The 17,414-nt window shown below is 62.9% G+C and carries 13 protein-coding genes; 6 read left to right on the top strand and 7 right to left on the bottom strand.

Annotation, left to right across the window (positions count from 1 at the left end):
• Positions 1-8: 8 nt before the first annotated feature.
• The 4 genes from AC1D1B_RS21820 to AC1D1B_RS21835 form a co-directional block, all read right to left on the bottom strand.
• Positions 9-1,319 (bottom strand): M24 family metallopeptidase, encoded by a 1,311-nt coding sequence (locus AC1D1B_RS21820; RefSeq protein ID WP_477334882.1) that lies wholly within the window; start codon positions 1,317-1,319, stop codon positions 9-11.
• Between the two features lie 55 nt (positions 1,320-1,374).
• Positions 1,375-2,904: a glycosyltransferase family 39 protein gene (locus AC1D1B_RS21825; protein ID WP_477334469.1), complete on the bottom strand. Its 1,530-nt coding sequence runs from the start codon at positions 2,902-2,904 to the stop codon at positions 1,375-1,377.
• Positions 2,905-3,091: 187 nt separating this feature from the next.
• Positions 3,092-5,662, bottom strand: coding sequence for a GcvT family protein (locus AC1D1B_RS21830; RefSeq protein ID WP_477334470.1), 2,571 nt, complete (start codon positions 5,660-5,662; stop codon positions 3,092-3,094).
• A gap of 75 nt (positions 5,663-5,737) precedes the next feature.
• The gene (locus AC1D1B_RS21835; RefSeq protein ID WP_477334471.1) at positions 5,738-7,315 is read right to left on the bottom strand and encodes a trimethylamine methyltransferase family protein; all 1,578 of its coding nucleotides are present in this window, start codon (positions 7,313-7,315) and stop codon (positions 5,738-5,740) included.
• Positions 7,316-7,583: 268 nt separating this feature from the next.
• Between AC1D1B_RS21835 and AC1D1B_RS21840 the strand changes: the two genes are divergently transcribed.
• From AC1D1B_RS21840 to AC1D1B_RS21860, 5 genes are all read left to right on the top strand, one after another.
• Complete coding sequence (locus tag AC1D1B_RS21840) at positions 7,584-8,759, top strand: MFS transporter (RefSeq protein ID WP_477334472.1); 1,176 nt, start codon at positions 7,584-7,586, stop codon at positions 8,757-8,759.
• A gap of 123 nt (positions 8,760-8,882) precedes the next feature.
• Positions 8,883-10,952: a prolyl oligopeptidase family serine peptidase gene (locus AC1D1B_RS21845; protein ID WP_477334473.1), complete on the top strand. Its 2,070-nt coding sequence runs from the start codon at positions 8,883-8,885 to the stop codon at positions 10,950-10,952.
• 258 nt (positions 10,953-11,210) lie between these two features.
• Positions 11,211-12,590, top strand: a complete 1,380-nt coding sequence (locus AC1D1B_RS21850; protein ID WP_477334474.1) for an aspartate aminotransferase family protein — start codon at positions 11,211-11,213, stop codon at positions 12,588-12,590.
• Positions 12,591-12,733: 143 nt separating this feature from the next.
• Complete coding sequence (locus AC1D1B_RS21855; protein WP_477334475.1) at positions 12,734-13,099, top strand: hypothetical protein; 366 nt, start codon at positions 12,734-12,736, stop codon at positions 13,097-13,099.
• A gap of 90 nt (positions 13,100-13,189) precedes the next feature.
• Entirely contained in the window at positions 13,190-13,828 is a 639-nt protein-coding gene (locus AC1D1B_RS21860) for a cytochrome c oxidase assembly factor Coa1 family protein (protein WP_477334476.1), read from the top strand.
• 283 nt (positions 13,829-14,111) lie between these two features.
• Here the strand turns inward: AC1D1B_RS21860 and mmsB are convergent, their stop codons facing one another.
• From mmsB to AC1D1B_RS21875, 3 genes are all read right to left on the bottom strand, one after another.
• Positions 14,112-14,996 (bottom strand): 3-hydroxyisobutyrate dehydrogenase, encoded by an 885-nt coding sequence (mmsB, locus tag AC1D1B_RS21865; protein WP_477334477.1) that lies wholly within the window; start codon positions 14,994-14,996, stop codon positions 14,112-14,114.
• 104 nt (positions 14,997-15,100) lie between these two features.
• Positions 15,101-15,469: a four helix bundle protein gene (locus AC1D1B_RS21870; protein WP_477334478.1), complete on the bottom strand. Its 369-nt coding sequence runs from the start codon at positions 15,467-15,469 to the stop codon at positions 15,101-15,103.
• Between the two features lie 15 nt (positions 15,470-15,484).
• Positions 15,485-16,654: an isobutyryl-CoA dehydrogenase gene (locus AC1D1B_RS21875; RefSeq protein ID WP_477334479.1), complete on the bottom strand. Its 1,170-nt coding sequence runs from the start codon at positions 16,652-16,654 to the stop codon at positions 15,485-15,487.
• A gap of 150 nt (positions 16,655-16,804) precedes the next feature.
• Here AC1D1B_RS21875 and AC1D1B_RS21880 point away from each other — a divergent pair, with 150 nt between their 5' ends.
• Positions 16,805-17,413, top strand: coding sequence for a dimethylsulfonioproprionate lyase family protein (locus AC1D1B_RS21880; RefSeq protein WP_477334480.1), 609 nt, complete (start codon positions 16,805-16,807; stop codon positions 17,411-17,413).
• The last annotated feature ends 1 nt before the right edge of the window (position 17,414 follow it).

The following is a 17,414-nucleotide window of genomic DNA, read 5'->3' on the forward strand; positions in this document are numbered from 1 at the left end:
TTCCGCCGTCAGTTCCCCAACAGCCTCGCATCCAGCGGGTAGGTTGAAAGCTGCTCGTTGCCGGTCGAGGTGATCAGGATCTGCTCCTCGATCTTGACGCCTTCGTGCCCGCCTAGCCTGCCGATGTAGCTTTCCACGCACAGCACCATGCCCGGCTCCAGCACACCGTCAGGTGTGTCCGGGGTCCAGTCGCTGGCATGCGGCAGGGTCGGATACTCGTCGGCCAGACCGACGCCGTGATAGAGCACGCCGTAGCGGGTCGGGAAGCAGTCTCCCGGCGGCACCGCCGAGCGCTCGACGAGGTCGCGGAAGGATATGCCGGGCTGCATCAGCTCGGTGTTGCGGGCGATCTGGTCTGCGGCGATGCGGAAGAGATCGCGCTGTTCGTTCGATGGCCTTTCGTCGCCGCAAAGGAAGGTGCGCGAGAGATCGGCGCAGAAGCCGTAGGGGCCGATCAGGTCGGTGTCGAAGGCGACGAGGTCGCCCGCTTCGATGACGCGCGACGAGCATTCCTGGAACCACGGATTGGTGCGCGGCCCCGACGCGAGCAGCCGGGTCTCGATCCATTCGCCGCCGCGCGCAATGTTGCCGCGATGCAGTTCGGCCCACAACTCGTTTTCGGAAATGCCCGGCTTGAGCGCCTTCTCCATTTCGCCCATTGCCGCTTCGCAAGCGACGATGGCGCGGCGCATGGCGAGGATCTCGTCGGGCGATTTGATCAACCGCGCACTTTCCATCACCGCTTCGCCATTGCCGATGGCAATGCCGAGCCGGGCGAGTTCCTCGACGCCTTCCGGGTTGATGTGGTCGACGGCGATGCGCCTGTTGCCGCCGCCATGTTCCCTGACCAGATCGGCAATGCCGGCGGCCCAGCGGCGGACTTTCTGGTCGGTCAGTTCGCCGCCATAGAGATACATCCACGACACTGCCGGCCGTACCTCGTCGACGACGCCGGAATGGTCGGACAGATGCTCGCAGGAGAAATAGTCGAACAGAACCACCGGTCCCTCAGTGGCGACGAAGCAGTGGCGGGTCGGGTTGTGCGCGACCCAGAGCTGCATGTTGGTCGAATCAGTGGCGTAGCGGATGTTGACGGGGTCGTAGAGCAGGGCGCCGGCGTAGCCGCGGCGCTTCAGTTCAGTGCGGATGCGCTCGAGCCGGTATTTGCGCATCGCGGCAAGGTCGGGTGTTGCGATGCCTGCCATTTGCCATTCGGACTCAGCTTGCGCACCGTAGCCCAGCACGTGCTGGTTCAGTGAAGCCGCCTTCTGGCGCGAGGCGTCGCGCAAGGCCTCAACCGAGCCCGGCTCGAACGGCATGATCTTGCGGTGACGACCGAACCCTTGCTTTTCCACCCGAGCCTCCCTGCCGATGCTATTGTGGTGCTGCGGCTGCGGCCACTTTCTTCAGCCGCGTGACCGTTACTGTGCGGGTGGGCGGGTCGCTGCCGAACAGCATGGGCACGGCCAGCTGCTGCGGCGGGCCATCCGCTGCGTAGCCGGCCTGATCCAGCAGTTTGAGGATAGTTTCGACCCCCACCCTGTCGTCTGCCGTGACGAACACCGCCGGCTCCTTCAGCAATTGGCCGAAGTCTGGCAATTCTCCATCAAGGACGACAAGATCGGGGTCGACCAGACGCAGATTTCCCAACCAGTGCCAGCTCGATACGGTGGTGCGTATCGGTCCGTTTGCCGTCAACTGGTTGTAGAGCGAATTGTAGTCAACACGCGCGATGCTGCCGCGGCTGTCGCCACCTTTGAGGTGGGCGTACCATGTAACGGGCAGTACCAGGATGGCGAGGGTCGCGCCGACAAAGACGGCGATGTCCTGGACCTTCCGGCCCCTGTCTCCCCTGGCGTCCATGCGAAGGGCAAGTGCGACGGGCAGCAACACAAGGATGGGAAGCATCCAGCGGTCGCGGAATTGCGTTGCCCCGGTCGCCAGGACGAGCACGATGGTGATGGCAAGGGCAAAAGCGATGGTGCGCCACACCAGTTTCTCGGCCCATGGCAGCGGTTGCAGGGCCGGCGCCGGGCTGTTCCTTGCGATGAGAAAAGCCACCGCGAATATGCCGGCCGGCAGCCCGGCAAAATTCAGCATCGCCTTGCCGAGCCCCCATACTCCAGTGAGCGCGTTCTGGATCACACCATTTTCTCTGGCCATGCCGAAACCGCCTGCATGCGACAGCACCTGTTCGGTGTGTGTCAGGCTCCAGTAGAGCGTCGGCAGGCAAAGCAGCACGGCCAGCGCTAGGCTGATCAAAAACTGGCGGTTGAGGATGACGCCCCGCGTTTCGCGCAGCGACAGGGTGGACAGCAGCAGCGCGCCGAGAAAAATCACATTGTTGTATTTCGACAGGATCGCGGCTGCTATGGCCGCGCCGAACAACACATAGGCGGTCAGTGATCGCCGCTGCACCAGTTCGACGAGCGCGAGAAACAGCACCACTGAAAAACAGAAGGCAGCGATCGAGTGGGTGAGGGCATGCTGCATCTCCCACACCATCTGCGGAAACAACAGCAGGCCGAACATAGCCGCGGCGCCAGCCCGGCTGGAATAGCCGAGACGGCGGACAGCAATGAAAGCCGACGCCAGCGCCACGCCAATCAGAAGATACTTCACGATCTTGAGCGCGAGTATATTCGTCCCGACCACGCCGGCGACGAGGCGGGCAAGCCATGTGTAAAGCGGTGGCTGCGACCCGCCGTAGCCGGCCCAGAGGTAATGCATGTACATCAGCTGTTCGGAATCATCGACGCCGACACCGGTTCCGACGATATGGGACGACAGCGTCATCACCGCGATCTGGACGAGGCAGTAAACGGCGAGACAGAAGAGCGCGGCGTTGAAGGGACCGACCTTGCCGTTGCAGAGCCAGTCCGTCCATTTCTCTAGATACTGCAAGGGGATCGTCTTCTCATCGAGGGAAAAGCCTGCGGCCAGTTGCCGAAGGCCCCTTACACGATCTCACGCGCGCTGTCGCCGATATAGAGCGGTTCGGCGTTTCACAGAAACGCTGAACCGCTCTACATCTGTATGTTTCAACGCAATTCCGGACGGAAAACCGCTTCACACTTTTCCTGGAATTGCTTTAGGTCCGCATCTTCTCGCCGCTCGGATCGAAGGGCGCCTCGATATTGATGCGGGCCGGGCGCCGGTGTCCGAGAATCTCGATCTCGAACAGGCCGGCACTTTCGTCCTCGGCAAGTGCCGCCGGCACATAGCCTTGCGCCATCGACTTCTGCACGGAATGCGCATAGCCGCCCGAGGTCACCCAGCCGACCACGCGCCAGTCGCCGTCGACGATGCCGCGCACGGCGGACGCGCCTTCGGCTGCCTTCGAGCCACGCACTTCCTTGCCCGCCGTGTCGAAGCGCGGCGCGCCGTAGCCATGCGGCTTTTCCACCGTGCCGTAGTCCTTGCTGACCTTGGCCCAGATCGGCTCGTCGCCCATCACATCGGCATCGGTCGCATCGACGATGAAGGAGACACGGCGCAGTTTTGGCCCTTCCGCCTGTTCCTTGGCGGCGGCTTCACGGCCGATGAAGTCGTTCTTCTCGAGCTTGATGAAGCGGTCCATCGAGCCTTCGAACGGGCCGTAGATCGGCCGCAGCTCGCGGTACCAGGTCGGGAAGTTCTTTTCCAGGCGCATCGACAGCAGCGCGCGCATGCCGAAATCGACCAGGCCGAACTCCTCGCCGGCGTCCTTGATCGCCTTGTAGACCAGGCGCTGGTAAGCCGGCGCCATCCAGATCTCGTAGCCGAGATCGCCGGTATAGGTGATGCGGTTGACCATGCAGGGCGCGCCGCCGACCGCCATTTCGCGGAAATCCATGAAGCGGAAGGCTTTGGTCGAAATGTCGACATCGACCAGCTTCTGCAGCAGATCGCGCGATTTCGGACCGGCGATGGAGAGACCGACCAGCGTCTGATCGAAGCGGTGAATGCGCACCGAACCGTCCTTCGGCAAATGCTTCTCGAACCAGCGCATGTGGTATTTCTGCGCGGCCGACGATCCCCAGATCATGAAGCGGTCTTCACCGGCCTTGGCGATGGTGAAGTCGCCGATCAGCTTGCCGAATTCGTTGATCATCGGCGTCAGCACAATGCGGCCGATCTTCGGCATGCGGTTGGTCATCAGCCGGTTGAGGAAATCTTCCGCCGCAGGCCCCGACACCTCGTATTTGGCGAAGTTGGCGATCTCGGTGACGCCAACCTTCTCGCGGGTGGCACGCACTTCCTCGCCGATCGGACCGAAATCGTTGGAACGGTGGAAGGAGACGATGTCCTTCGGCTCCTTGCCCTTCGGCGCGAACCACAGCGGGGTTTCGAGGCCCCAGGAGTCGCCCATGACGGCGTTGTTGGCGAGCATGGTGTCGTAGAGCGGCGTGGTCTGCGCCGGGCGGGCCGCCGGCAATTCTTCATTGGGGAAGCGGATCGAGAAGCGGCGCGAATAGTTTTCGCGCACCTTGGCGTTGGTGTAGCGCAGGCTGGCCCACTCGCCGAAGCGGGCGACATCCATGCCCCAGACGTCGAAGCCCGGATCGCCATGCACCATCCAGTTGGACAATGCGAGGCCGACGCCGCCACCCTGGCTGAAGCCGGCCATGACCGCGCAGGCGCACCAGAAATTGGTCAGGCCCTGCACCGGACCGACCAGCGGGTTGCCGTCGAGCGCGAAAGTGAAGGGGCCATTGATGATCTGCTTGATGCCGGCCTTTTCGATACCGGGGAAATGCTTGAAGCCGATTTCCAGTGACGGCGCGATACGGTCGAGATCGGGCGGCAGCAGTTCATGGCCGAAATCCCACGGCGTGTTGACCGGCGACCACGGCTTGCAGGCCTTTTCATAGGTGCCGAGCAGGATGCCGTTGCGCTCCTGGCGGGTGTAGATCTCGCCCTTGAAGTCGAGCACACCGATCATCTCGCGGCCGGTCGACTTGTTGAACTCCTCGACTTCCGGCATCGGCTCGGTGAGCAGGTACATATGCTCCATCGCCAGCACCGGCAGCTCGACGCCGACCATGCGGCCGATCTCGCGCGCCCACAGGCCGCCGCAATTGACGACGTGCTCGGCATGGACCGTGCCCTGTTCGGTGACGACGTTCCAGGTGCCGTCGGGCTGCTGCGTGAGATCAACGACGCGGTTGCGCAGCACGATCTCGGCGCCGAGTTTCTTGGCCGCCTTTGAATAGGCGATGGTGGTGCCGGAGGGATCGAGATGGCCTTCGACCGGATCCCACATGGCGCCAACGAAATTCGTCTCGTCCATCAGCGGGAACATCGCCTTGGCTTCGGACGGCGTGATCAGCTCGGTGTCCATGCCGAGATAGCGGCCCTTGGCGTGGGCCAGCCGCAGAAAATCCATGCGCTCGGGCGTATCGGCCATCATCACGCCGCCGGTCAGATGCAGCGAGCAGGACTGGCCGGAGATCTCCTCGATCTCCTTGTAGAGCTGGACCGTATAGGCCTGCAGCTTGGCGACGTTCGGGTCGCCGTTCAGCGTGTGGAAGCCGCCGGCCGCATGCCAGGACGAGCCGGAGGTGAGCTCCGAGCGCTCGATCAGCATGACGTCGGTCCAGCCGGCCTTGGCCAGATGATAGAGAACCGAGCAGCCGACGACGCCGCCGCCGATGACAACCGCTTTTACGTGAGATTTCATAAAGGTAGGTCCGTTTTTGGGTAAATTGAATCGGGTGTTGGCCAGCGGCGTGACGAACGCTGTGCGGTGTGTCGATCAGAAATCGGTCGGCGCGCCGCCTTCGGACGTGCGCTTTTCGACGAAGTCGTTGAGTTCCTCGCGAATGGCCGGGTCCATATAGGGTTCTTCGTAGGACGCCAGCCGTTCCTTCCAGACCTTGTTGGCCTTTTCCAGCGCGGTCGGCGATCCGGCTTCGGCCCAGGTCTCGAAATTGCGCCAGTCGGAGAGAATAGGCGAGTAGAAGGCGGTCTTGTAGCGGTCCTGCGTGTGCTGCGTGCCGAAGAAGTGGCCGCCGGGGCCGACAGACTGGATGGCGTCGAAGCCGAGCGCCTCTTCGGACAGGTCGAGCGGGGTAAGGAACTCCGCCACCATCTGCAACAGGTCGATGTCCAGAATCGTCTTCTCGTAGGAGCAGCGCAGGCCGCCTTCGAGCCAGCCGGCGCCGTGCATCATCAGATTGCCGCCGCCCTGGATGGCGCCCCACAGCGAAAACACGCTTTCATAGGCGGCCTGCGCGTCGACGGTGTTGGCGGCGCAGGTGTTGGAGGTGCGGTAGGGAATCTTATAGCGGCGGGCAAGCTGGCCGCCGACAAGCTGTGCCTTCATATATTCGGGCGTGCCGAAGGCCGGCGAGCCGGACTTCATGTCGACATTGGAGGTGAAGCCGCCATAGCCGACCGGGGCGCCCTTGCGTACCATCTGGGCAAAAGCGATGCCGGACAGCGCTTCGGCATTCTGCTGCACCAGTGCACCGGCGATGGTGACCGGCGCCATGGCGCCCGACAGCGTGAAAGGCGTGACGACGACCACCTGGCCCTTGCTCGACATCTGGATGATGCCTTCCATCATCGGCACGTCGAGCTTCAGCGGCGAGTTGGTGTTGATGATGGTGAAGACGGACGGCTCTTCGAGCATCTGCTCGTGGCTGATGCCGCGCGCGATGCGGGTGATCTCGATGCCGTCGACATTGCGTTCCTTGCCGAGCGAATAGATGTGGAACACTTTGTCGGTCAGCGTGGCGAGGTCGCGGATGCATTCGAGGTGGCGCACCGACGGATGGATATCGGTCGGTTCGACCGGGTAGCCGCCGGTGCAGTTCAGTATGTTGTGCATCTGCGCCAGGCGCAGGAAGTTGCGGTAGTCGGCCTGGTTGCCCGGACGGCGGCCGCGATCGAGATCGGAGCAGTTCGGCGCCGAGGCCATCATCGACAGGATCACATTGTTGCCGCCGAAGCGCACATTGTGCGCCGGGTTGCGGGCATGCAGCGTGAATTCCGACGGGCAGTTCGAGATCAGATCGAGGATCATGTCGCTGTCGAAGCGCACGCGCTCGCTGCCCTCGCGGACATCAGCGCCATTTTCCTTCATGATGCGGCGGGCTTCGTCATGCAGCACGTCGACGCCGATTTCCCTCAAGACGCGCAGCGAGGCGAGGTGGATCGATTCCAGCTCGTCGTCGGAGACCAGCTTGGTCGGCGTCAGCGGGTTTCTCAACTGCCGGAAAGCCGGCTGTTCGAAGGCGGCCGAGCCGCCGGCGCGCTTGCCCGCACGGCCACCGCGACGGGCGCGGTCGGTTGCCAAAGGCGGTTCGGCTGGGTGCAGGGCGGCGGTCATGACGGTCCTCGTACGATGCAGGTAGCGGGCGGCATAATGGACCGGCGGCTGTCCGGCCATTGCGGAGGCGGCGACCACTAGGACGAGGGAAGCGACATGCCGGAACGGCAGTTGGATAGCTGACAACCTTGCGGGAGATTGGCGGACAGGACGCGCCCACCACGTCCCTTGGCGCAAGGGGATTTCATCCGCGGCTCTTCCTTTCCCTGAATCGAACCGCTAGCTCAAGTGGTTTGCCGCTGGGCCGGCAATTCATTGGGAAGACAGCATGGCCGCGACCGGTTCGAGCGATAGCGAAGCGGGGACGCAGTGGGCAGCGCTTGCCGGCGTTACCGCCGCACTTGCCATGTTCGGCGCGGCGCAGGGGCTGAGTTCACCGCTGTTTACGCTGCTGATGCAGAAGCAAGGCATGTCGCCTGCGCTGATCGGCTTGTCGGCTGCGATGATGCCGCTTGGCCTGATCCTTTCAGCCTCGTTCGTGCCGGCGGCCGTTCGGCTGGTCGGCGCGCGCACGCTGGCTGTCGGCTGCTCATTGATTGGGGCGCTGTGCTTCCTCGGCATCGGCTATCTGCAGGACTGGGTGGGCTGGTTCGTCATCCGCTTCATCATCGGTATCGTCATCAACCCGCTCTATATCCTGGGCGAAGTCTGGGCGCTGTCGCTGGCGCCGCCGTCGCGCCGCGGCAGGGTGATGGGTGCATTCAACACTGTGCTGGGCGCGGGCTATGCCGCAGGGCCCTTGGTCCTGACCGCAGTCGGCATTTCGGGCTGGGTTCCTTTCCTGGTCGGGACGGCAGGGTTCATGCTGTGCGCCGTGATCCTGCGCGCTGTTTCGTCAAGCCTTGCCGGCTTCGAGGACGACGGCCAGTCGTCCGGCGGATTTTTCGGTTTCGCCAGGCTGGCGCCGGCGCTGTTGTTTGCCGTGCTGGTTTCGGCGGCGGTCCAGCAGGGCACCTACGCCTTGATGCCGGTGTTCGGTGCTGCCTATGGCCTGCCCGAAAGGACGCTCGCGGCCCTGGTGATGGCGCTGTCGCTGGGCAACATCTTCCTGCAAATCCCGCTCGGCCTGCTGGCCGAGCGTTTCGGCGGGCGGGCGATGATCATCTTCTGTGCGTTGGCGACAACGACCTGCGCGATCTTGCTGCCGGTACTGATCACGACGCCGGCGATCTGGGTCGTCCTTCTGGTCATGGGGGCGGTTGGCTACGGCGTCTACACCATGGCGCTGGTCGAGCTCGGCAGCCGCTTCAAGGGAACGGTGCTGGTTGCCGGCAACGCCGCCTTCGCGCTGATGTGGGGCGCCGGCGGCATTGTCGGCCCACCTGGAGCCGGTACCCTGATGCAGGCCATCGGTCCGCTGGGTCTGCCGGTGGTCATCGCCGGCCTCGACGCGCTGCTGGTCGGCTTTGCACTCTACCGCTCCTTCAAGCGCAATAATTCCTGACCGGCTTTCCCGGAGCAGGTGCTTACCCCCATCAGGGCCAATGACCTGACGTCACCATCTTGAATAAAACCGCCTGGGACGCGATGTAGGCGGGGCCGCCCGACAATAGCTTGGAGACCACGCGTGACCCAATCGACGACAAAACGCCAGATCGGAGCCGCCACCGAGGATAATTTCCTCTGGCTGGAAGATCGGACCAGCAAGCAATCGCTCGACTGGGTGCACCGCCAGAACGAAGCCACGGTCGGCCAGTTGCAGGGTGATCCGTCCTACCAGCCGGCGTTCGAGACGGCGCTCGACCTGATGACGGCCGAGGACAACATCGCGGTCGGTGCGGCGCTTAACGGCCATGTCTACAATTTCTGGCAGGACAAGACCAATGTGCTCGGCCTCTGGCGTCGCACGAGCGTCGCCTCTTACAAGACCGAGAAGCCGGACTGGGAAACCATCATCGACTTCGACGTGCTCTCGGCCAAGGAGGGCGTGAAATGGGTGTTCAGCGGTGCCAGCCGCCTCTACCCCGATTTCAACCTTTGCCTGGTGGCGATGTCGCCGGACGGCGGCGATGCCAGCGAGATGCGCGAATTCGACATTGAAGCAAAATCCTTTGTCGAGGGCGGCTTCAGCGCTCCCGCCTCCAAATCCGGCTTTTCCTGGCTGGACAAGGACACCGTCCTTGTCTCGGCCGCTCTCGAGGAAGGAGACAAGACCCAGTCCGGCTATCCGCGCGTCGTCAAACTGTGGAAGCGTGGCACCCGCCTGGAAGACGCGACGCCGATCTTCGAGGCCGAGAGGCAGGACCTCGCCGCCGGCGTTGGTGTCGAATATGACGGCGACAAGCAGTATCTGTTCCTGGTCCGCGCGATCGCCTTCTTCTCCTCGCACAGTTTTCTACGCCTGCCATCGGGCGAAAACCGACGCATCCCGCTGCCGGACGATGTCACCGACACTACGCTTTTCAAGGGTCGGTTTGTGTTCGGCGTGCGCACTCCGTGGACGGCGCCTGATGGCACCGAGTGCTTGCCGGACGGCCTCTATTCGCTTGATTTCGAACGCTGGATCGACACTGGCGAACTGGGGCCTGTTGAAACCATGCTCGAGCCGGCACATCGGGTCTCGATCGCGGGTCTTGCCCGCACGCAGGATCGGCTGTTCATCAATCTGATGGACAATGTGCGCGGCAAGGTCATCGTCTGCGAGCGCAAGGCGGACGGCTGGTCGATGAAACCGGTCGCGTTGCCCGAAAACGGCAATGTCGGCATCGCGCATGCCGAGCATTTCGGCTCCAGCGTCTCGTTCTCCTTCACCGATTTCCTGACGCCGAGTTCGATCATCTGGTCGGATGACGATGGCGAGACGCTGGCCACGGTGAAGTCGCAGCCAGCGCGTTTCGATGCAGCGCTCCTGATCTCCGAACAGTTCGAGGCGCGTTCGAAGGACGGCACGATGATCCCGTATTTCGTCGTCCGGCGGCGCGACCAGAAGGGTCCGGTGCCGACGCTGCTCTACGGCTATGGCGGCTTCGAAGTGCCGCTGCTGCCCGGTTATGCCGGCGTGCGCGGCAGGCTGTGGCTGGAAAAGGGCAATGCCTATGTGCAAGCCTGCATCCGCGGCGGTGGCGAGTTCGGCCCTGCCTGGCATCAGGCGGCGCTGAAAGGCAATCGCCAGAATGCCTTCGACGATTTCGCCGCGGTGGCGCAGGATGTCGTAAGGCGCGGCATTGCCACGGCCGGCTCGCTCGGCATCCAGGGCGGTTCGAATGGCGGTCTGCTGACCGGCGTTTCGCTGACGCAGCATCCCGAACTGTTCGGCGCAGTGATCATCGAAGTGCCGCTGCTCGACATGCTGCGCTACACCGAACTGCCGCCCGGCGCCTCATGGATGGGCGAATATGGCGATCCGTCGAAACCGGATGAGGCTAGGTGGCTCGCCACTTATTCGCCCTACCAGCATGTCTCGGCCGATGCCGCCTATCCGCCCGTGCTGTTGACGACATCGACCGCCGACGACCGCGTCCATCCCGGCCATGCCCGCAAGATGGCGGCGCGGCTGCAGGAAGCCGGGCACGGCAGGACGCTGTTCTTCGAGGAGACCGAAGGTGGCCATGGCGGGCGCGGCGACCGCCGGCCGCAGGCGGCGCAGACGGCGATGAAATATGTCTTCCTGCAAAAGGCGCTGTCCGCCAAAGCCTAGACAGATCCCCTCGTGGGCCAAGCAAAGGGTGGTTCACCTCGACCAGCCTTTGCTCTAAGGTGCGGCCATGGCTCTCGTCAGGATCTTGGTTAGCGCCTTTGGGGCTCGCGTATTTCGGGTCGCGGTGACGCCGTCACCGCGCACGCTGCGGGCCGAGCTTTTGCGGCTGTGCGCCCGCATCGGCTATTCACCTCCTGCCGTCCTCTGACGAATTCGCCCCGGCACCGCCGGAATGATTTCTGAGGAAAGAGCACATCCATGACCTACCAGAATTATTCGCTGAAGCAGCTTCAGCAGATCGACGCCGCGCATCATCTGCATCCCTTCACCGACCACAAGGAATTGCGCGAGGCCGGTTCGCGCATCATCACCCACGCCAACGGCCCGTTCATCTACGATGCCGACGGCACCGAAATCCTCGACGGCATGGCCGGGCTGTGGTGCGTCAATGTCGGCTATGGCCGCGACGAGCTGGCCGATGCGGCTTACGCCCAGATGAAGGAACTGCCCTACTACAACTCCTTCTTCAAATGCTCGACGCCGACGCCGGTGCTGTTGTCGAAGAAGCTGGCGGAGCTGGCGCCCAAGGGCGTCGCCCAAGTGTTCTACGGCTCGTCGGGTTCAGAAGCCAACGACACGGCACTCCGGCTCGTGCGCCACTATTGGGCGTTGGAGGGCAAGCCGGAGAAGAACCGCATCATCTCGCGCAAGATGGGCTATCACGGCTCGACTATCGCCGGCACGTCGCTCGGCGGCATGGACCTGATGCACAAGCAGCTTGGCGGCGCTGTCCCCAACATCGTCCACGTGATGATGCCCTATGCCTATGAGCTGGCGCTGCCTGGCGAAAGCGACCATGATTTCGGCCTGCGCGCCGCCAAGGCCGTCGAAGACGCCATCCTCGAAGCTGGGGCCGACAAGGTGGCCGCTTTCATCGGTGAGCCGGTGATGGGGGCAGGCGGTGTTAAAATCCCGCCGATGAGCTACTGGCCTGAAGTGCAGCGTATCTGCCGCAAATACGATGTGCTGTTGATGCTGGACGAGGTGATCACCGGTTATGGCCGCACCGGCGAGTGGTTCGCCGCGCAGACCTTCGGCATCGAGCCCGACACCATCACCACCGCCAAGGCGCTGACCTCGGGCTACCAGCCGCTGTCGGCACTGCTGGTCGGCGACCGCATCGCGGCGACGCTGGTCGAAAAGGGCGGCGAGTTCTATCACGGCTACACCTATTCCGGTCACCCGGTGGCCTGTGCGGTGGCACTGAAGAACCTCGAGATCATGGAGCGCGAAGGTCTGGTCGACCGGGTCAAGAACGACACCGGCCCGTATTTCGCCCAGGCGCTGCAGGAGCGCATCGCCGGCCACGATCTGGTTGGCGAGGTGCGTTCGATCGGGCTGATGGGGGCGATCGAGATCGTCAAGGACAAGGCGACCAAGGAGCGCTTCCTGCCGGCAGGCAGTGCCGCGGTCACCGTCCGTGACCACGCTATCGCTCAGGGCCTGATGCTGCGCGCCACCGGCGACACGATGATCCTGTCGCCGCCGCTGATCTGGACGCGCGAGACGATCGACATGGCTTGCGATCGCATCGCCAAGGCGCTCGATCTGGCGCAAGCGGATTTGCGCAGGAAGTAGGCGAACACGATGCCGGGTGCCCTGCGACCAGGGCGCCCGGCCTCAAATGCAACTTCCGTGGCGATACGAGGGAACGAATAGCCCTTGTCGTGCGTAGTGTTGCGGGACCGGCCAAGACCGGCTGCATTGGGGTCAAGATTTCCATGACAAAGACAGGCAAGAGCCGGCGGGCGCTGGAAGCGGCCGGGATAGGCCAGGATTTGATGTTGGCGCCGCTGGTGGCGATGATGCGCCTGCCGCTGATGGCCGCGGACGCACAGAGCGGCCGGGGCTGGAGTCCTGAAACCGCTCGTGCGGTGCAGGAAAAGGCCACCGCCGTGGCTGAGGGCGCGTTTGCCGCGCAAATGGCGCTGCTGCAATCGACGGCGCGCTTCTGGCCGGAGGTCTTTTCGGGCCGCATGCCGTCGCTGTTCAGCGGTGTCGCGGCGGAACGGTCGATCAGTGCGGCGCTGAAGCCCGCCAGCCGTGCGGTGAAAGCGAATTTCCGCCGGCTGTCGTCAAAAGGCTGATGACGGCTTTAGGGCTAAGCGAAAACCGATTCCGATTTTCGGAGCCATAGGCTAAACCCGCTGAGGTATATTTGCCGATGGGGGGACATCATGGCCGTACAGCCGCTCAACCAGCCCGCTGAAATTCCGCCCGAACTCGACCGCTGGAACTGGGGCGCGTTTTTCCTCAACTGGATCTGGGGCATCGGCAACAGCACCTTCATCGCGCTGCTGATGTTCGTCCCGCTGGTCAACATCGTCATGCTCTTCGTGCTGGGCGCCAAGGGCAGTCGCTGGGCCTGGCAGAATGTTTCCTGGCGCGATGCCGAGCATTTCCGAAGGGTGCAACGCAACTGGGCGATTGCCGGGTTCAGCCTGTTCGTGGTCGGGCTTTTCAGTATCGCCGCCATAGCCGTCCTCGTCCCTCGCATGATGAAGAATAGCGACGCCTACCGGCTAACCATGGAGACGGTGCGCGCCGACGACCGCGTCAAGGCCGCGCTGGGTGAAGATATTGACGCCGGCTATTGGGTGGTCGGCAGCGTTCAGATCTTTGGAGACGGCTTGGGCGATGCCCAGCTTAGTATGCCCATTCATGGCAGCCATGGATCGGCCTGGGTGATGTCGCATGCCGTGCGCAGTGCGGGAAAATGGAACCTGCGCCTGCTTGTCGTCATGGCCGGAGGGGCGCCGATCGTGCTGGTTGACGAGGATCACATCGGCAGTCCAGATGCGGCAACCAAAATATAATTGGACGCCGCAGCAATAATTCGCAGAAACGCAAAAACCGCGCCCCATCGGGAACGCGGCTTTGCCAGATACGCATGGCGTTTCGCTAACAATACACTTGCGAAACTTACGGGCTCCGGTACGCGAGACCTGATCCGGAGCGCCGGGCGGATGCGATATGTCCGCCTCGCCATCCGTTGTATAGGCACATCGTTACCGTCGGGTTATCGAGAGCTTAAGCAAATCTAAATTTGCAATTTTCCCGCACGAGAAAAATCGATAAAAGCGCTGCAAAATTCGAAACTTATAGAGAATTGCCGCGAAGGAAATTTATGATTCCGGAAAAATCGGCGCCGCCATTTCCCTGTGCGTTGAACAGCGCATAAAGCTGGGCCGCTTCGGCGCCCATCGGCGTCACCGCGCCGGCGCTTTGGGCGGCTTCCTGCGCCAGTTTCAGGTCTTTCAGCATGAGTGCCGCGGCAAAGCCAGGTCTGTAATCCCTGTTGGCCGGCGATGCCGGCACAGGGCCGGGCACCGGGCAGTAGGTGGTCAGCGACCAGCACTGGCCCGACGAGGTGGAGGCGACGTCGAACAGCGCCTGATGAGAGAGGCCAAGCTTTTCGGCCAGCACGAAGGCCTCGGCGACGCCGATCATCGAAATGCCGAGCATCATATTGTTGCAGATTTTTGCCGCCTGGCCGGCGCCGTCGTCGCCGCAATGGACGATGCGGCCGGCCATCGGCTTGAGAATAGGTTCGGCAGCAGCAAAAGCTTCGCCCGAGCCGCCGGCCATGAAGGTGAGGGTGCCGGCGGCAGCCCCGCCGGTACCGCCGGAGACGGGGGCATCGATCGAATGCAGTCCGTGCTTCTTTGCGACGGCATGCGCCTTGCGGGCCGACTCGACGTCGATGGTCGAGGAGTCAATGAAGAGCGCACCTTGCTTGGCCTTGGGCGCGATGTCCTCGTAAACGGAGAGCACATGCTTGCCGGCGGGAAGCATGGTGATGACGACATCGGCGTCTTTCACCGCGGCAATGGCATTCGCCATGACGACGACGCCATGCTCGCGCGCAACGGTCAAATTCTCCGGCATCAGATCGAAGCCATGCACCGCATGCCCCGCCTTGACCAGATTGGCGGCCATCGGATTGCCCATGTTTCCTAGGCCGATGAAGGCAATGGTGGTCATAGCGGTGCTCCATGATGACTAGGCAGTAGGCAGTAGGCAGTAGGCAGTAGGCAGTAGGCAGTAGGCAGTAGGCAGTAGGCAGTAGGCAGTAGGCAGTAGGGGATCTATTCGGGTGTGAGTTTTACGATCAGTTGGCGAAGCATTTTTCCGACGCCTTCGGTCGCCAACAGCAGGTGATCAGCTTGATCATGCGTGGTGAGGCCAACGCGTTCAGCAATCTGGAGGTGTGTCTCGAACTCCTTCAGCGAGCCTTGGGCTATCCTGAGAAACTGCTGGTAAGAGCCTCGGTTGTCTCGACCATAGCCTTCTGCGATATTTGCAGGGATAGAGGTTGCTGAACGGCGGATTTGGCTGGTCAGCCCATACAATTCCTCTTTGGGCCATGTCTTGGTCAATGAGTAGGTAGCGACAGCCAGATCCATCGCCTGCTGCCATACGATAAGATCCTTGTACGAATTGATCTTGCCGGTCATCCTACTGCCTACTGCCTATTGTCGTCCGATCAAGGCCCGCGCGATGATGACGCGCATGATCTCGTTGGTGCCTTCGAGGATCTGGTGGACGCGCAGGTCGCGGACCAGTTTTTCGATGCCGTAATCGTGCAGATAGCCGTAGCCGCCATGCAGCTGCAGTGCTTCGTTGGCGACGTTGAAGCCGATGTCGGTGACGAAGCGCTTGGCCATCGCCGACCATTTGCCGGCATCCGGCGCCTTGCGGTCGAGTTTCGAGGCGGCGGCGTAGAGAAAAATGCGGGCCGCCTGCAGTTCGGTTTCCATGTCGGCCAACCGGAACTGGAGCGCCTGGAACTGGTTGATTTTCGAACCGAAAGCCTTGCGTTCACCGGTATAGGCCAGCGCCTTGTCGAGCGCCGACTGTGCGCCGCCGAGCGAGCAGGCGGCGATGTTGAGACGGCCGCCGTCCAGCCCGGCCATGGCGATGCCGAACCCGGCGCCTTCGCCCGACAGCAGATTCTGAGCCGGCACCTTGCAATCCTCGAAGATGACCTGGCGGGTCGACTGCATGTGCCAGCCCATCTTGTGCTCGTTGGCGCCGAAGGAGAGGCCGGGCGCATCCTTGGGCACGACGAAGGTGGAAATGCCTTTCGGACCGTCGGCGCCGGTGCGCGCCATCACGACATAGAGGTCGCTGTCGCCGGCGCCGGAAATGAACTGCTTGGCGCCGTTCAGCACATAGTCGTCGCCGCTCTTCACCGCGCGCGTCTTCAGCGCCGCGGCGTCGGAGCCGGAGCCCGGCTCGGTCAGGCAATAGCTCGCCAGCCATTCCATCGAGGTCAGTTTCGGCAGGAAGCGCTGGCGCTGCTCGTCGCTGCCGAAGCGATCGATCATCGACGCCGCCATATTGTGGATCGAGATGAAGGAGGAGAAGGCGGGATCGGCGTGTGACAAAGCCTCGAAGATCAGGACGGCATCGAGCCGGCCGAGCGCCGAGCCGCCGACATCGTCCCTGACATAGATGCCGCCGAGGCCAAGCGGGCCGGTCTCGCGGATCACATCGGCGGGAAAGTGTTTTTCCCGGTCCCACTGGAGCGCGTTGGGCGCGACGCGATCGGCGGCGAAGGCTTGTGCCATCTCCTGGATGGCGCGCTGCTCCTCGTTGAGTTCGAACTGGCTGGTGCTCGCATCGACCGCGGCGTCCATGGCGTGCTCCCTGTGTTTCCCTAGCTGGGGGTTGGCTTGCTGGCCTGTTGTTTTTGGCTTTGCGCGCCGCCCAATCTAGACCAATGATGCCGCCGCGCAACCCGGCCTGCTGCGCAGCGGCTGTGCATGAATGGATCAACGGAGCATTGCGTGCCGACATATTTCGATGAGCTGCTTGATCGCTTCCATGCCTATCTCCGGGGCGTGGACAATGCGCTGGTGCGGGACGCTGTCGCCCGGATCGACTGGACAATGCCGGCGCATCCGCTCGAACCGCATAGACTGCCGTGCCTCGATCAGCTCGACCGAATCGCTGAACTGGCGCCGCCGTATGCGCAGCGTCTGGTGCGGCTGCTGGCGGAGCACCGCAACGATCTCCGCTGGGGGCAAACCTACAACGCGGCAGATTTCGGTGAAGCGTTCCTGCAGAAATATGGCTGGCTGGAGGTGTTTGGGCTGCGAGGCCATTTTACCAATGACGAGGTCGCGGCCGGATTGCTGATCCTCGGGCCCGGCATTACCTATCCCGACCACCATCACATTGCAGAGGAGATCTACATTCCGCTGACCGGTGGCACCGAGTGGCGCATGGGCGAGGGCGGCTTTCATGTCCGCCAGGCGGGCGAAGTGATCCATCACGCCTCCAATGTCAGCCATGCCATGCGCACCGGCAGCGAGCCGCTGCTGGCGCTTTACATCTGGCGCGGCGGGCCGCTGGCGCAGAAGTCGACCATTCCCGGCGCGCAGGGCAGAGGCTGAG

The organism is Mesorhizobium sp. P2_C5_2 (assembly GCF_056404535.1).

Excerpts from the sequence above, each read along its gene's own strand:
- AC1D1B_RS21820 (WP_477334882.1), bottom strand. The coding sequence starts at position 1,319 with ATGCCGTTCGAGCCGGGCTCGGTTGAGGCCTTGCGCGACGCCTCGCGC.
- AC1D1B_RS21830 (WP_477334470.1), bottom strand. The coding sequence starts at position 5,662 with ATGAAATCTCACGTAAAAGCGGTTGTCATCGGCGGCGGCGTCGTCGGC.
- AC1D1B_RS21835 (WP_477334471.1), bottom strand. The coding sequence starts at position 7,315 with ATGACCGCCGCCCTGCACCCAGCCGAACCGCCTTTGGCAACCGACCGC.
- AC1D1B_RS21840 (WP_477334472.1), top strand. The coding sequence starts at position 7,584 with ATGGCCGCGACCGGTTCGAGCGATAGCGAAGCGGGGACGCAGTGGGCA.
- AC1D1B_RS21850 (WP_477334474.1), top strand. The coding sequence starts at position 11,211 with ATGACCTACCAGAATTATTCGCTGAAGCAGCTTCAGCAGATCGACGCC.
- AC1D1B_RS21855 (WP_477334475.1), top strand. The coding sequence starts at position 12,734 with ATGACAAAGACAGGCAAGAGCCGGCGGGCGCTGGAAGCGGCCGGGATA.
- AC1D1B_RS21860 (WP_477334476.1), top strand. The coding sequence starts at position 13,190 with ATGGCCGTACAGCCGCTCAACCAGCCCGCTGAAATTCCGCCCGAACTC.
- mmsB (WP_477334477.1), bottom strand. The coding sequence starts at position 14,996 with ATGACCACCATTGCCTTCATCGGCCTAGGAAACATGGGCAATCCGATG.
- AC1D1B_RS21870 (WP_477334478.1), bottom strand. The coding sequence starts at position 15,469 with ATGACCGGCAAGATCAATTCGTACAAGGATCTTATCGTATGGCAGCAG.
- AC1D1B_RS21875 (WP_477334479.1), bottom strand. The coding sequence starts at position 16,654 with ATGGACGCCGCGGTCGATGCGAGCACCAGCCAGTTCGAACTCAACGAG.